The organism is Ruminiclostridium cellobioparum DSM 1351 = ATCC 15832 (genome assembly GCF_000621505.1).
GTDB lineage: Bacteria > Bacillota > Clostridia > Acetivibrionales > DSM-1351 > Ruminiclostridium > Ruminiclostridium cellobioparum.
Map to the genome: position 1 here is coordinate 103659 of NZ_JHYD01000001.1, position 15565 is coordinate 119223.

Sequence of the window (15565 nt, forward strand, 5' to 3'; positions counted from 1 at the left end):
CCCGGGACTGTTTCTGTCCGGGGGCAATTAATTGACAGGCATATCCAAATTTTTGTTTAAATATTCCGTTTGCGGGTAAATAATAAATTAACTTGTACAATTATTACCTGCTTTGAATGATATTTAGAAATTAACACATAATAATTATTGGTATGAACAAAGTGCTAAATAAAGATTTATGAGGGAAATATTTACAACGGTAATGTTGCAATGTTATTCTAAATACGAAGAATTTACCTTGAAGGGAGAAGTTGTATGAAACAATATATACCTATTGAAAGCGTTTTTGCCAGAGAAATCATTGATTCCAGAGGAAATCCCACTGTTGAGGTTGAAGTTATTGCGGAAGGCGGCTATATCGGACGGGCTTCGGTACCTTCAGGAGCGTCTACAGGTGCCTTTGAAGCCATAGAACTAAGGGATGGAAACAGCGAAAGGTACATGGGCAAAGGTGTGGAAACTGCCGTAGAAAACGTAAACAGCGTAATTGCCTCTGAAGTTGAAGGAATGAATGTATTCGATCAGGTTGCCATAGATAAGTTGATGATTGAGCTGGATGGAACTCCAAACAAAGAAAGGCTGGGAGCAAACGCCATCCTGGGAGTATCACTTGCGGTTGCCAAAGCAGCTGCTGAGGCATTGGGTCTGGGCCTGTACCAATATATAGGCGGTGTCAATGCCAAAACATTGCCTGTCCCCATGATGAATATTATAAACGGCGGAAAACATGCCGACAACAGCGTTAATATACAGGAATTCATGATAATGCCTGTGGGTGCCGAATGCTTCAAGGAGGCTTTGAGAATGTGCGCCGAAGTGTTCCACAACCTGAAGAAGGTACTGCAAAGCAAGGGCTTGAGTACTGCAGTTGGTGATGAGGGCGGCTTTGCACCGAATCTGGAAACGGATGAACAGGCCATACAGGTCATATTGGAGGCTGTTGTAAAAGCAGGCTACAAGCCCGGAGACGATTTCCGGATAGCTATAGATGCAGCCGCTACAGAAATGTATCAGGAGGACGGGACCTATTTCTTCTGGAAGACCAACATAAGAAAAACCAAGGAAGAAATGGTTCAATACTGGTCGGATCTGTGCGACAGGTATCCTATAATCTCTCTTGAGGACGGTGTTTCGGAGGAGGACTGGGAGGGCTGGAAGCTGCTTACCGATAAGCTGGGAAAGAAAATCCAGCTGGTTGGAGACGACCTGTTTGTAACAAACACCAGAAGACTTGAAAAGGGTATAAAATTGGGCGTTGCAAACTCAATACTCATAAAGGTCAACCAGATAGGAACCCTGACCGAGACCCTTGATGCCATACAAATGGCAAACAGAGCGGGTTATACGGCAGTAACCTCACACAGGTCGGGAGAAACCGAGGATGCTACAATAGCTGATATAGCCGTTGCGACAAATTCAGGGCAGATAAAAACCGGTGCTCCTTCAAGAACCGACAGGGTTGCAAAATATAACCAGCTTTTGAGAATAGAAGAAGAATTGGATGAAGTTGCGGAATATCCGGGGCTCAAAGCCTGGTTCAACCTTTTTAAATAACTTGCCCCTTTTTTATTGCTTTTTCCATTTGAATATGCTAGAATGTTACTTGTCTATTTTAGGAGGTGTTTTAATTGGAAATTGCAAAATGGATTGTCAATATACTTCACATCATTTTTGCTATCTCGATAATTGTTATTGTATTACTTCAATCTGGAAAGCAAGCTGGTTTGTCAGGTTCGATAGCAGGTGGAGCTGAAACCTTCTTTGGAAAGAACAAGGGACGTACTATTGATGCAATACTGGGCAAATATACTGCTTTTGCCGCTATAGCATTCCTTATTACTTCAGTTGCTCTCTTCATGCTGATCAAATCAATATAATTTAAGAAACGGAAATAAGCCCAGGCGTACCACGTGCACTGGGCTTTTTGTTATACTGTATTCCTGACTGAGCATTAGCTGAATTCCATGAGCAGTATTTAAGGAGGTCATCATTTGAACAGGGCTCAAGCATTCGAAGAATTAAAATTACGACTTTTTGACAGGCATATTTTATTCAGATCACTGGTTGTTGAAGCAATAATGGAGGAGCTTGCAGGATATTTCAATGCCGATACAGCTCTGTGGGGGTTGACTGGTTTACTGCACGATATCGATTACGAAAAGACACTTGACCGGCCCGGACTACACGGGATTACCGGAGCTGAAATCCTGGAGAATCTGGATGTTGACGAAGCTGTTGTGTATTCTGTCAGGGCACACAATGACAGGAATAATATCCCTAGAAAAAGAAAAATGGACAAAGCATTATACCTTTCGGACTATGTTGCGGATTACATAATCAATTACTGCTCCCGGCATAAGCCTATAGCGCCCGAGACCACGGTCGAAGCTGTTTTGCAGCAAATCAGGTCAGGGGAGCTTCACCCTGATAAATTTGAAGAGCTCGGCATAGCCGAGCAGGAATTCGTAGAACTGGCCCTGAAAGCTTTTGAAAAAGTTACTGAACCGTAACTTTTTTTTTGTTAATTTGTAACCCTTTGGAGCATAGTAACTAATAGAATCTGATTATAAGTTCTTTATGAAAAAAGGGTGGACAAATGAAAAAGATTATTCAAATTTCGTTGGTATTATTAATTCTGATGATTATTACAGTGGGCTATACAAGCGGCTATGGCGCCGGCGAAAAAAGCGTATCGGCGTATGCTGCTGCACAGGACGGCACTGGTACACTAAAGGAAGCTGCAATGGAAAATGCACCGGCAGACAGGCAGTATGCGGTAGAACCCGACAAAATAGCAAATGACAATAAAACAACAGATGACAGCAAAATAATAGATGACAAGAAACTAACAGGTGGCAATAATTCAAAAGTTAATAACAATGTAAAAGATAGTGACAAAATAAAAGATAGCAATAAAATAAAAGCTGGCAGCGGGCGAAAAGACATCCCTGCCAGCGGTATGGCCGATCCGGGCAAGCCAATGGTAGCGCTGACCTTTGACGATGGCCCGCACCCCAAATATACCGCTGAAATTGTCGAAGCACTGAAAAAAAATGATGCCCGGGCAACCTTCTTTGTCCTGGGCAGCAGGGCTGAAAAATATAAGAGTACTATAAATACCATTGTTAAAAACGGCAATGAGATAGGGAACCACACATATTCCCACAGGGAGCTGACCAGGCTGAAAAAGCCGGAAATCCAAAGTGAAATAAAAAAAACATCGGATATTTTGGAAGCTATTACAGGAAAAGCACCATTCCTGACACGCCCCACATATGGAAGTGTAAATGAGAATGTCAAAACATGTGCAGGTTCTCCTTTGATATTGTGGTCGGTTGATACACTGGACTGGAAGAGCAGAGACAAGGAGAAAATAGTACATAGGACTTTGAACACGGTTAAAGACGGTGACATTATATTAATGCACGATATATATAAGTCAACTGCGGATGCCGCCAAAGTGGTAATCAGCGAGCTCAGGGCCAGGGGATATCAGCTGGTTACCATAAGCCAGCTTTATCAGGCACGGGATATTTCACTTGAGAACGGAAAGGAATATTTTGAGTGCTCCACTTATTATGCAGGAAACAATAAGAAATAAATCGGATAAAAACTTCTTTCAAGCAAAATTGAAAGGAGTTTTTTATTGTTCCAAATTTTCTTGGCTATTGGTAAAAATTCAAATGAGGTATAATAAAGGGGATAGAGATTTTTTGAGGAGAAGCATTTATGGAAAACAAAGTGTTGATTGTTGAGGATGAAGAGAGTATCAGAGGCTTTCTTAAAATAAACTTCAGAAAAAATGATTTCGTAGTTATAGAAGCAGGTTCGGGTGAGGAAGGCATAGACAAAGCCAGACAGGAAAGGCCCAGCGTAGTCTTGCTGGATGTGATGCTTCCGGGTATGGACGGCTTTCAGGTATGTGAAGTATTGAGAAAAGAATTTCCCGACATGGGTATTATAATGCTCACTGCAAGAGGGCAGGACATTGACAGGATAAAGGGTCTGGAATTCGGTGCCGACGACTATGTGCTGAAACCCTTTAATACAACAGAACTTATTCTCAGGGCGAAATCCCTGCTAAGAAGGCTTGGCGGGAACAAAGCCAATGACAGGGCTGAGACTGTGAACAGCGGAGCTTTCAGGATAGATGTCTACTCACAGAGGGTTTTCAAGGATGGAACTGAAATAATGCTTACACCCAAGGAATATCTCCTGTTAAAATTATTTCTTGAAAACCAGAACAAGGCATTTACAAGGGACGAGCTGCTGGACAAGATCTGGGGTTATGATTTTATAGGGGACACAAAAATAGTGGATGTGAATATTAGAAGGCTCAGAAGCAAAATAGAAGATAAAAATTCCGCAGCTATGTATATAGAGACAGTCTGGGGTACGGGCTACAGATGGAGAAAGGAACAATGACATGACTGGGGACAAAAACAATAAACCGGTTCAAAAAAGCATTAGAGCCCGGCTGGTGGGGAATTTCATAATAATTATTTTGATAAGTGTGCTGGCTTTTGAGGGGCTGCTGATATACTTTACACGTTTTTACTTTTACGGGAATGTGGAGAGCATATTGACCAATCAGGTCCGTACGGCCGCAGATTTCTATGCGCAATACTTTTCAAATGTATCCCTGGAAATAAACATAATTGATAACACCGATGTTTTTTGGAGACAGACCAATGCGCAGGTTCAGATTATTCAGAAGGACGGCATTGTTTTGCTGGACTCGGAAGGAACGGGGAGTGAACAAAAGGTCCAGACTGCCGATTTTAAAGATGCAGTACAGGGAGAGAAGGGTGTTTGGACCGGGTATATCCAGGGCGGAGGCAGAAAAGAGCACATTATGGCCGTAGCCTATCCGTTGAAAGCAGACGGTGAACAGGTGGGGGTAATAAGGTTTGTAACTTCACTGTCCGACATTGACAGGATCATATTCAACATATCGGGTATATTCATAATAATAGGTGTTGTGGTGGTGCTTGTAACAATAATAATCAGTGTTATCCTGGCACACAGCATAGTCCACCCTTTGAGGGATATCACCTCTGCAGCCGGTATGATGGCCAAGGGGAATCTGGATATAAGAATCAAAAAGGGAAGGAACGACGAAATAGGTGTTCTGTCGGATACCCTGAATTATATGGTTACCGAGGTTCAGAACAGGGAGCGGATAAAAAATGATTTTATATCCATGGTATCCCATGAACTAAGGACACCATTGACCTCTATCAAGGGATGGGCCAACACAATAATTGACGATGAGTTTACCGACAGGGAAATAATCCAGGACGGCTTGAACATTATTGTCAAGGAAAGCGACAGGCTCACAAACATGGTGGAGGAGCTCCTGGACTTTGCCAGGTTCGTATCTGGAAAGGTTGAGCTGGACAGGCAGGAAACAGATGTTTCCCAGCTGATTGACTATATAAGAAAACACATGATAACCAGAGCGAAAAAGGAAAATATAAATTTCACCGCCGTTTGTGAAGAAATTCCTGAAACCGATCTGGACCGGAACAAGCTGAAACAGGTCCTGCTGAACCTGCTTGGGAATGCCTTCAAGTTTACACAACCGGGAGGGAATGTGTCTCTCAGGGCTTTCCATGACCAGGGACAGGTGGTATTCAAGGTTGAGGATGACGGCTGCGGTATAAGCAGTGAAGAGCTTCCTTTTGTCAAAGAGAAGTTCTATAAGGGAAAAAACAGTAAATCACAGACGGGGTTGGGTCTTTCCATCTGTGATGAAATAATCCGGCTGCACAATGGGGAACTGACCATTGAAAGCCGGCAGGGGGAGGGAACGGTGGTAACGGTAAAAATACCCTGCTAATAGAAACGCAGTTCTGGAGAAATTTAACCGTCGGCAATATATGAATTTAGATGTTACAGACTACTAGTGTATATAAAAGTGTATGTATAAATATGTGTGCAGTGTGTGAATAAATGTGTATTGTTTTATGAAGTTTTTTTATGAGGAGAAAAATGAAACCAAATTACAGACTATTATGGGCAATATTGGTGCTGGTCCTTTGCTTTTCAACTGCCGGCTGTACAAGCATTGAGTTTGACATTGAGGAAACCATAAATCCCCCTCAATATGACAGGATGGCAGTCCAGGGAACATGGAAAATAGACAGGTTCATATCGGCCATACCTGAGAACAAGGATACCAAGATCAATATCGAGAGTATAAAAAATAAATATCTGGATCAATGGGCCATATTCGACAGCGAACTGGGCGCGGTGGGAACCGATACCTGTGTAAAGCCTCGTTACAGGGTCATAAGGACAACAGCCGATTCCTTTATACAAAGCAAGTATAGGATTGATGGAAACAAACTTGGTTTGGGAAAACAGGATATATCGGTTGTCAATGTTTCGTCGGACAACCAGTTGTTTTATGAAATCATCCTGACCGATGAAAAAACGGCATATGTATACATCGACAACGGTTTTCTGGCCTTAAGCAAGACCTCCGACAAGGTGGATGCCAAACTGAAGGAAAAAAGTCTGGGAAATGTGGGACAGAATGTAAGCAACGGTCAATATGAAGAAGACCCCTTATTGAGATCCGGCATACTTATTGGAATACGGGCAGAGGATAATTCTTACAGAACCTTGTGGATATACTCCAAGAACAGAGAGGTTAAGACCGTCAGTGGGGCTAAACAACTGCTGCTGCCCAGGGCAAAGGGTTTCTGGCAGGTGGGGGTGATAAACGAAAATAATATTGACGCAATTTATGCAGAACCGTTTATCGAAAGGGATATTCCAGATAGAAGCATAATGGACAGGCTTAAAGGAAATATACTGAAAATAAGCCCTGAAACAAGGATAACCTTTTTGGGAAACGACTACATCGGCACCGGAGATGGGGAGGAATACAGGGTTTACCCGGTTGAAACCCTGAAAGAGGGCAAGGCTGCTCTGTTTCCGGAAATCAATAATGAATATGCCGGGAATGTGTATGAACAAGCCGCCAATAATTTTATCACGTCTCTGAAAGGAGAGGCTGCGGATAAGGCCATTAAAAAGGTTGACGAAATGAACTTCACCCTTGCAAGACGCAACGGGCACTGGATATTGAAGAGCAGGCTGTATTTCCAGCAGCCTTATGAAAAAGAGTACCAGGACTTTGATCTTAAACTTATGGTTCCTTCAAGGCTGATCCACTATGATGAAATGAATATCCAGTGGAATGATATAAAGTCAAAGCTTCCCTGGACCTCCGATGCATTTATGTCGCCCAACAAGGATATTGCCGTTCTCGTCGACGGAAACAGCCTGAGTCTCTATACTATAAAGAACAGCAGCAATATCGGCAAACAGCTGCTGAAAATTCAGCTGGCAAAAGGTGAAACCATTGTAATGGCCGAATGGTCCATAGGCAGATACGCCGATATATGGGATAATTTTGTAGGAAAGATATTTACCGCCGACAACTCAAGCGGTTATTCCGGCCGATGATCTGCATATTCTGCATATTCTGCATATGATGTGTATATATGGCATTAAAGATGCATTATTGCCTGAAAATGCAGGTATAATATATTTATCATTTATGAAAACATCTGAACAGATGATTTGAAAATTTACATTAAATAAACAGGCGGAAAAACTCCGGCTGGCCCTGTAATATTAAATAAGGAACTGAAAGGTAGAAGATTTATGACAAGGACGGAAGAAAGAAAAGAGCGGATTGTGGCATTTATGAGGGAATCGGCGTATAAGCCGCTGCTGTTTCAGGAGCTGGCAATGGTACTTGACGTACCTGCCGAGGATATTGAACTCTTCAGTCAGGTGTTGAACGAACTGGAGGAGGAAGGAAGAATTTTTAAAACCCATGCCAACAGATATGGTGTTCCGGCAAGGCTGAACCTGGCTGCCGGAAGAATTCAAGGGCATGAAAGGGGATATGCCTTTCTGATTCCGGACGATGAAATGCTGGAGGATATATTTATACCCGCCGACGGCCTCAATGGTGCCATGCACGGGGACAAGGCCGTTGCGAGGGTAAACAGGAAGAGCTCCTCGGACAGAAGGATGGAAGGGGAGATAGTAAGGATAGTCAAAAGGGCGAATACCACCCTTGTGGGAACCTTTGAAAAGAGCCTCAGCTTTGGTTTTGTCATCCCTGACAACAAGAGGATATCCGGGGACATTTTTATCTCAAAGGGGGAATTCAACGGAGCAAAAAAAGGCCAGAAGGTTGTGGTTGAGATATTAAAGTATCCCGAGGCCAGGAGAAATGCCGAAGGCAGGGTAATCGAAATAATCGGGGATGTGAACCAGCCGGGTACCGATATATTATCCATTATAAAGTCCTATAACCTGGAAGAGGAGTTTCCTCCCGATGTAATGGCCCAGGCTGAAAAGGCCGGCGATACCGTCACTGAGGATATGATCAAGGGCAGGAGGGATCTGAGGGGCCTCAGAATGGTTACAATTGACGGAGAGGATGCAAAGGACCTGGATGATGCCGTATCGGTGGAAAAGCTTCCAAACGGGAACTATCGCCTTGGCGTGCACATTGCCGATGTTACGAATTACGTGACTGAAAACTCTCCTCTTGATATGGAGGCGCTGAACAGGGGAACCAGTGTCTATCTCGTCGACAGGGTCATCCCGATGCTGCCTCGGCAGCTGTCCAATGGCATATGCAGCTTGAATCCCCGGGTTGACAGATTGAGTTTTACCGTCATGATGGATATTGATAAAACCGGCAAGGCTTACAATCATGAGATATTTGAAAGTGTAATAAATATAGACGAAAGAATGACCTACACCAATGTATATAAAATTCTTGAAGAGCATGACGAGGAGCTGATGGAACGGTATAGTCATGTTGTGCCGGATTTCCGCATAATGCATGAACTTGCCCTGCTGCTGAGAAAGAAAAGGTTCCAGAGGGGTGCCATAGATTTTGAGTTTGATGAGGCCAAAGTGATTCTGGATGAAAAGGGAAAACCCGTTGAGGTTAAAAGGTATGAAATAACCATAGCAAACCAGATTATTGAGGAGTTCATGCTGGTATGCAATGAAACGGTGGCCGAGCATTTCTTCTGGACCAATACACCTTTTGTATATAGAATCCACGAGGACCCCGATGAGGAGAAAATTACGGCCCTCAACGAATTTATCTATAATTTGGGCTATAGCATCAAGGGAATCAATAAAATACATCCAAGGGCATTGCAGGACCTGCTGGCGAAGGTCAAAGGCACGCAGCATGAGAGAATTATCAGTACCGTCATGCTCCGATCCCTTCAGAAGGCAAAGTACAGCAGTGAAAGCGTGGGGCATTTCGGTCTGGCAGCCAAATACTACTGTCATTTCACTTCACCTATCAGAAGATACCCTGATCTGATAATACACAGGATTATGAAGCAGTATCTGAAAGGTGAAATGACCGAACAGAGGATAGGCCAGCTGGAGGGAATACTGCCCGAAATAGCAAAGCAGTGCTCCGAACGGGAAAGAGCTGCCGACGAGGCCGAAAGAGAGAGTGAAGACCTTAAGAAGGTTGAATATATGAAGGCTCATGAGGGAGAGGTATTCAAAGGTATCATTGCCAATGTAACTTCCTTCGGTATGTTTATAGAGCTGGACAATACCATAGAAGGACTTGTGAGAATGAGCAGCATGGAGGATGACTACTATAACTATGATGAAAGGCGGTATTCACTGGTAGGTGAACGTACGCACAAAACGTACAGAATCGGTGATACTGTGAGCGTTATACTGGCCAGGGCCGATCTTTCCACAAGAAAAATCGAATTTATGCTTGCCGACAGAGGGGAAGAGGATGAGGATTTTCCAGTCCTTGATGAAAAGGCCGAAGATGATTTTATCTTCAGCAGGTCAAATAAGGCAAAAGCCGGCAAAGGAAAAAACACAGGAGCCAGGGGAAAAGTGATAACCAACAGGGAAAGGGCTCCTGGAGCAGAACCCAGATCGAGCAAAAAGGCCGCTGAAAAGAAACCGAATAAAAAAGGCAAGGTCATAGACAAGAAGGTATACGATAAAATTAACGGCAAGGGCAAAAGAAAGAAGAAATAAGAAATAGGCTAATTCAAAAAGGAGCTGAACAAAGCCAACTTTATAAAATTGGTTTTGCTCAGCTCCTTATTTAAGCGCATACACGCCTGAAATCGAATCAACAGCGGCGGCTGCCCGAAATTAAACTACAAAACGTTTGATTTCTTCGCAGAAGTTTCCGCAATCATCAATTTGAATTTCTACTCTGATCGGTTTGCTCAAATCAAGGCTGAAGATGCCCATTATTGACTTTGCATCAACAATGTAGCGGCCTGATGACAAATCAACATCAAAATCATACTTGTTAACAATATTAACGAAATCTTTTACATCATTAATTGATTTTAAAGAAATGTCAAATGCTTTCATATTATCCCATCCTCCTTTAAAAGGTAAAAATCAAAACTGCTAAATTTATACTTTAATATTATCTTCTTTTTATATTTTAGTCAATCGAGATGTTCATGCACCTTGTACCATTTATGGGTTAAAATCCTCAAAGCCCGTGTGTCCCAGGTGTTTTAGGGGTTGTTGTGCATATTTTACAAACTTTCATTGCTGTTTTCATTCAATAATATCAGTTGTTTCAGGGCTTTGAGAGTTATTAACGTGTTGTGCTATTAAAATTTTGTTTTGCTTTATGGCTGGATTTAATTGTAATCGACTGGTAACGCGAGGACAACTTCATAAAATAGGGATGCACGGTTAAAACCAATTGCCATAAATTGCCGACGAAGGTAAAGCAAAGTATAAATTAACTGACATAACGGATTAATTTGAGAAATGACCACACGCATTTGTTTATAAATTTTAGTTAAGGGCTCAATGCATAAGATTAGTGAAACTATATAAAATAAACTGCTGACTTTATGTAAAATACATCCTTGAAATAACCGTCAATACAATGCTATACTTTGTGGTACATCATATATGCGCTTGCGATGTATTTAGAAAGGGTTTTATAATGTTGGAAAGCAAAAACGGCAACATGGATTCAAGTCCTGGCTTCCGGGAGGCCGATATGCATGGGCGTAAGAGAACCATGTCTATTTTTACCCTCGGCTGCAAGGTTAATCAATATGAATCGGAAGCAGTTTCCTCACTGTTTGAACAAAACGGGTATGAAATTGTATCCTTTGATCAGAATTCGGACATTTATATAATTAATACCTGTACCGTAACAAACCTCAGTGACAGAAAGTCCAGGCAGGCAATCAGAAAAGCTAAAAAAACCAACCCGGATTCAATTGTAGCTGTTATGGGATGCTATGCCCAGACCTCCTCCGAGGATGTGCTTAAAATACCGGGTGTGAACCTGGTAATCGGGACAAAGGACAGAAATAGAATATTGGAGTACGTTGACAGGCTCGAAGCCGGTGAGTGCAAAATAAATGCCGTGGACAACATAATGACTTCAAGAAGCTTTGAAGAGCTCAAGGTAAGTACCTACAAGGAGAGAACAAGGGCCTACCTTAAAATACAGGAAGGCTGCAGCCAGTTTTGTTCCTATTGTATCATACCCTATGCTAGAGGGCCTGTCAGAAGCAGAAAGCCACAGGATGTCATAGAGGAAGTGAGGGAGCTGTCCCGGCACGGTTTTACTGAAATAGTGCTGACCGGTATTCATCTGGCTTCCTACGGCAGGGACCTGAAAACCACAGATCTGCTTGATATCATACAAAAGCTCAATGGGATAGAGGGTATACAACGGATCAGGCTGGGGTCAATTGAACCTACTACCATAACAGAAGAGTTTGTCAGAGCTGCGGCTGAAATGCCAAAACTTTGCCCCCACTATCATCTTTCGCTTCAAAGCGGGTGTGATAATACCCTGAAGGCTATGAACCGGAAATACACATCGGAGGAATACAGTAAAAGTGCTGCCCTGCTTAAAAAGTATATTCCTGACGCAGCCATAACTACCGATATTATGGTGGGTTTTCCGGGAGAGACCGAAGAGGATTTTAAAAAGTCACTGGAATTTGCAGAGAAAATAGGTTTTTCAAAAATCCATGTGTTTAAATACTCTCCAAGAAAGGGAACTCCCGCAGCCGGGGCGGCAAACCAGATTACCCCCGAAATCAAGGAGGCAAGAAGCGAAAAAATGCTTGCGTTGTCCGACCGGTTGGAAGAACAGTATTTAAACAGATTTATTGACAGGGAAATGGAAGTGCTGTACGAACAGGAACTTCATGACAAAAAAGGATATATCGAGGGCCTTACCAAAAATTATATCAGGGTTGCGGCACAGGGCGGCCCGGAAATGACAGGTAAAATAGTCAATACAAAATTGAAAAAAGTTTCGGGAAACCTGTTTGAAGGAAATATTTTATGGTAAATAAGACATAAAGACTTCAACCTGGATTGGGAAGTGGAAATAAATAACAAATTTGTTATTGACACAGTAAAGTTGTTGCAAAAGCTTAAAGGATATATTAGTATTAATATATAGCGTATAAGGAGAATTAAAACCCAAAAAGGGTTCGGCAGGTTACAAAAGCGTATAATGAGAGACTACGGCTACGCTAGGAAGGTGATTAAATGGGCATTAATGAAACTATGATGTTTAATGTAGACAAGGAAAAGGATAATGAAGCCAAAGAGATTTTGATTTCGGTTTATCAGGCGCTTAAGGAAAAGGGCTATAACCCCATAAACCAAATGGTAGGTTATATATTATCCGGAGACCCTACTTACATCACAAATTACAAAAATGCAAGAAGCATTATTCGGAGATTGGAAAGAGACGAGCTTCTGGAGGAAGTGCTGAAGTTCTACCTTGAAAGCAATAATAATACCGTGGAATAAATATTATTAAGATTTTAAGGCACTCTAAATTAAAGGAGTGCCTATTAATTTTTCCCGAAATATTTTTATGTGCGGCGGGCGGACAAGGAAAGGGATTTTTATTATTGTTTGCGTGCTGTACGGTGGCGGAGGTTAAAGTTGAGAGTATTGGGCATAGATTACGGAGATTCCAGGATAGGCGTTGCTGTCAGCGACCCCATGGGCTGGACTGCGCAGGGGCTTGAAACGGTAAAGTGCAAGGATAGCCTGAGGAAGGCAATTGAGAGAATAATGGAGATAATAAAGCAGTATGAGATCAAAGATATTGTCATAGGTTATCCCCTTAACATGAATGGAACGGCAGGTCCACGGACAGAACGCACCGAAGCGTTTATAAAGAAACTGCTGGAACAGGGTGATTTCAATATTGTCAAATGGGATGAAAGACTTACAACGGTATCGGCCCACAGGGCCATGAATGAGCTTGGGGTCAGAGCCTCAAACAAAAAGAATATTGTGGATACCATGTCTGCCGTATTCATCCTTCAGGGATATCTGGACAGACAGAGCAGGAATAACATATAAAACTTATTGTTGGAAATCCTTTATAAGTGTGATATTATTAAATCAATAATTTTAGTGTAAAAATATTGAAATTATTGTTTGATAAATAGTAATAAAATAATAAATTCGATTGGTTTCAGGAGGAAATAGATTATGAGCAATATGGATGAAGAAAGAGACGACATTGTAATATTGGTAGGAGAAGACGGAGAAGAAGTAGAGTTTGAACATATCGATACCATTGAGATGAACGGAAATGAATATGTAGTTCTTCTGCCGGTGGAAGACCAGGAGAATGAAGAAGCTGATGAAGTGGTTATCCTCAAAGTCGATCACGGTGATGACGGAGAGGATTCCTTCGTAACTGTTGATGATGAAGACGAATTAAATAGTGTATTCGAGGAATTTAAAACAAGAATGGAAGAAGAATACGACTTCGAGGAATAAGCTTGCCAACAGGCCTCCAAATGGGTGAATATGCATCGTTTGGAGGTTTTTAGTTATATATTGGATCACAAAACTCAATTCTATTAAAAAATTTCCATACAAAATTAAAACAGACTACATGCAAAATATGTATTATGTACCTTATCTATAATTTGATATATTTTTAACAGGTTTATTGAATAATTCAACTTTATTTGTTATAATATTAACGAATATTGTTAATATTATAACAATTTAAATTAATACATTTTTTAAGGGGGGTCAAAATTAATGAGTGCAAATGAGTGCTGCTGCGGATGTGCAGACGAAACCAGCTTGAAACTCACCGAAATCATTGCAAAATACAAAGAGACCAGAGGTGCTCTTATCCCTGTTTTGCACGAAGCTCAAGAGGTATACGGCTATCTGCCGGAGAAGGTATTGAAAACAATCTCCGACGAGTTGAACGTACCGCTTGCTGAGATTTACGGTGTTGTAACTTTCTATACTCAATTCTCATTAAATCCAAAAGGACGTTTTAAAATCAATGTTTGTATGGGTACTGCCTGCTACGTGAAAGGTTCGGGGGACATTCTTGAAAAGTTCAAGGAGAAACTCGGCATAGACGTAGGACAATGCACTGAAGATGGGAAATTCTCATTGGATGCATGCAGGTGTATTGGTGCCTGCGGTCTTGCTCCTGTAATCATGATTAATGACGATGTCCATGGAAGACTGGTTCCTGACGATGTAGCCGGGATACTGGAACAATATAAAGACTTATAAAACCGGAGCTACATATGAGAGACTTATCACTTCATATTCTTGACATAGTACAAAATTCTATAAAGGCAAAAGCAACAGAAATCTCAATAATATTAAAACACGAAGACATTTCATCACTTGGTAAAAATATTCTGAAACTTATAATAACAGACAATGGCACAGGAATGGAGTACGAACTGCTGAACAGGGTTGAAGATCCTTTTATGACAACACGGACTTCCCGCAAAGTAGGACTGGGAATACCGCTGTTAAAGGAATCTGCCTTAAAATGTGACGGTGAATTCAAATTAAGTTCTCAAAAGGATGCAGGAACGGAGATTACAGCCGCTTTTCCAATCGACCACATCGACAGGCTTCCTGTAGGTGATGTGGGTGAGACCATGATTACCTTGATATCATCAAATCCGGAAATACGCTTCATGTTGTTTTTGGAAGGTGAAAAGGGTAGTTTCGGGCTGGATACCCGGGAGGTTGCTGAATCACTTAAGGGTGTGATTATTACGGAATATACAGTTATAAACTGGTTGAAAGAGTATATTGATGACGGCATAAAAAATATTTTCGGAGGTGTACTTAATGAAGTCAATTGCTGAATTGGATGAGATCAGAAGGAAAACACTTGAACAGATCTCGCTCAGATCAAATGAAAATGGTCTGAGGGTTATTGTCGGAATGGCTACCTGCGGTATTGCAGCGGGTGCAAGACCGGTGATGAAAGCTTTTATGGAAGAGATAAGCAAAAGAAAGCTGCAAAATATTACCGTATTTATGACGGGGTGTATAGGTGCATGCCGGCTTGAGCCCATAGTGGATATCATTGACAGTGAGGGAAATAAGACTACCTATGTGAAAATGACTGCTGAAAAGGCTGAAAGAGTTGTATTGGAGCACATTGTAAACGGCAAGGTATGTTCCGAGCTTACTATTGGAGCTGAAGAGTCCAAAAAATAAT

Annotated in this window: 16 protein-coding genes; 15 read left to right on the forward strand and 1 reads right to left on the reverse strand. The window is 41.8% G+C overall.

The window, feature by feature from the left end; genetic code table 11:
* Positions 1 to 255: 255 nt before the first annotated feature.
* From eno to rnr, 8 genes are all read left to right on the forward strand, one after another.
* Positions 256 to 1554: a phosphopyruvate hydratase gene (gene eno, locus T344_RS0100510; RefSeq protein WP_027627091.1), complete on the forward strand. Its 1299-nt coding sequence runs from the start codon at positions 256 to 258 to the stop codon at positions 1552 to 1554.
* 74 nt (positions 1555 to 1628) lie between these two features.
* Positions 1629 to 1877: a preprotein translocase subunit SecG gene (secG, locus tag T344_RS0100515; RefSeq protein ID WP_027627092.1), complete on the forward strand. Its 249-nt coding sequence runs from the start codon at positions 1629 to 1631 to the stop codon at positions 1875 to 1877.
* A 114-nt stretch (positions 1878 to 1991) separates the two neighbouring features.
* Complete coding sequence (locus T344_RS0100520; RefSeq protein WP_027627093.1) at positions 1992 to 2510, forward strand: HDIG domain-containing metalloprotein; 519 nt, start codon at positions 1992 to 1994, stop codon at positions 2508 to 2510.
* Positions 2511 to 2596: 86 nt separating this feature from the next.
* Positions 2597 to 3601 (forward strand): polysaccharide deacetylase family protein, encoded by a 1005-nt coding sequence (locus T344_RS0100525; RefSeq protein WP_027627094.1) that lies wholly within the window; start codon positions 2597 to 2599, stop codon positions 3599 to 3601.
* Between the two features lie 128 nt (positions 3602 to 3729).
* A complete protein-coding gene (locus T344_RS0100530) occupies positions 3730 to 4425 on the forward strand; it encodes a response regulator transcription factor (RefSeq protein ID WP_027627095.1) in 696 nt (231 codons plus the stop codon).
* 1 nt (position 4426) lies between these two features.
* Positions 4427 to 5842 (forward strand): sensor histidine kinase, encoded by a 1416-nt coding sequence (locus T344_RS0100535; RefSeq protein ID WP_027627096.1) that lies wholly within the window; start codon positions 4427 to 4429, stop codon positions 5840 to 5842.
* Between the two features lie 152 nt (positions 5843 to 5994).
* The gene (locus T344_RS27280) at positions 5995 to 7479 is read left to right on the forward strand and encodes a hypothetical protein (protein WP_051571501.1); all 1485 of its coding nucleotides are present in this window, start codon (positions 5995 to 5997) and stop codon (positions 7477 to 7479) included.
* 201 nt (positions 7480 to 7680) lie between these two features.
* The gene (gene rnr / locus T344_RS0100545) at positions 7681 to 10071 is read left to right on the forward strand and encodes a ribonuclease R (RefSeq protein WP_027627097.1); all 2391 of its coding nucleotides are present in this window, start codon (positions 7681 to 7683) and stop codon (positions 10069 to 10071) included.
* 120 nt (positions 10072 to 10191) lie between these two features.
* Here the strand turns inward: rnr and T344_RS0100550 are convergent, their stop codons facing one another.
* Entirely contained in the window at positions 10192 to 10419 is a 228-nt protein-coding gene (locus T344_RS0100550) for an HPr family phosphocarrier protein (RefSeq protein WP_004629640.1), read from the reverse strand.
* A 652-nt stretch (positions 10420 to 11071) separates the two neighbouring features.
* Here T344_RS0100550 and mtaB point away from each other — a divergent pair.
* The 7 genes from mtaB to T344_RS0100585 all read left to right on the forward strand — a co-directional run bounded on the left by mtaB (position 11072) and on the right by T344_RS0100585 (position 15564).
* On the forward strand, positions 11072 to 12388 hold the full coding sequence (gene mtaB / locus T344_RS0100555; protein WP_027627098.1) for a tRNA (N(6)-L-threonylcarbamoyladenosine(37)-C(2))-methylthiotransferase MtaB: 1317 nt from the start codon (positions 11072 to 11074) through the stop codon (positions 12386 to 12388).
* 203 nt (positions 12389 to 12591) lie between these two features.
* Positions 12592 to 12858 carry an IreB family regulatory phosphoprotein gene (locus tag T344_RS0100560; RefSeq protein WP_004630108.1) on the forward strand — a complete coding sequence of 89 codons (267 nt, stop codon included), beginning with the start codon at positions 12592 to 12594 and terminating at the stop codon, positions 12856 to 12858.
* Positions 12859 to 12996: 138 nt separating this feature from the next.
* Positions 12997 to 13422, forward strand: a complete 426-nt coding sequence (ruvX, locus tag T344_RS0100565) for a Holliday junction resolvase RuvX (RefSeq protein WP_027627099.1) — start codon at positions 12997 to 12999, stop codon at positions 13420 to 13422.
* 132 nt (positions 13423 to 13554) lie between these two features.
* The gene (locus T344_RS0100570) at positions 13555 to 13848 is read left to right on the forward strand and encodes a DUF1292 domain-containing protein (protein WP_479692225.1); all 294 of its coding nucleotides are present in this window, start codon (positions 13555 to 13557) and stop codon (positions 13846 to 13848) included.
* A gap of 270 nt (positions 13849 to 14118) precedes the next feature.
* Entirely contained in the window at positions 14119 to 14613 is a 495-nt protein-coding gene (gene nuoE / locus T344_RS0100575; protein ID WP_027627101.1) for an NADH-quinone oxidoreductase subunit NuoE, read from the forward strand.
* Between the two features lie 14 nt (positions 14614 to 14627).
* Positions 14628 to 15206, forward strand: a complete 579-nt coding sequence (locus T344_RS0100580; RefSeq protein ID WP_027627102.1) for an ATP-binding protein — start codon at positions 14628 to 14630, stop codon at positions 15204 to 15206.
* Complete coding sequence (locus T344_RS0100585) at positions 15190 to 15564, forward strand: (2Fe-2S) ferredoxin domain-containing protein (protein ID WP_027627103.1); 375 nt, start codon at positions 15190 to 15192, stop codon at positions 15562 to 15564. The genes T344_RS0100580 and T344_RS0100585 overlap by 17 nt, the downstream gene beginning before the upstream one ends.
* Position 15565: the final 1 nt, after the last annotated feature.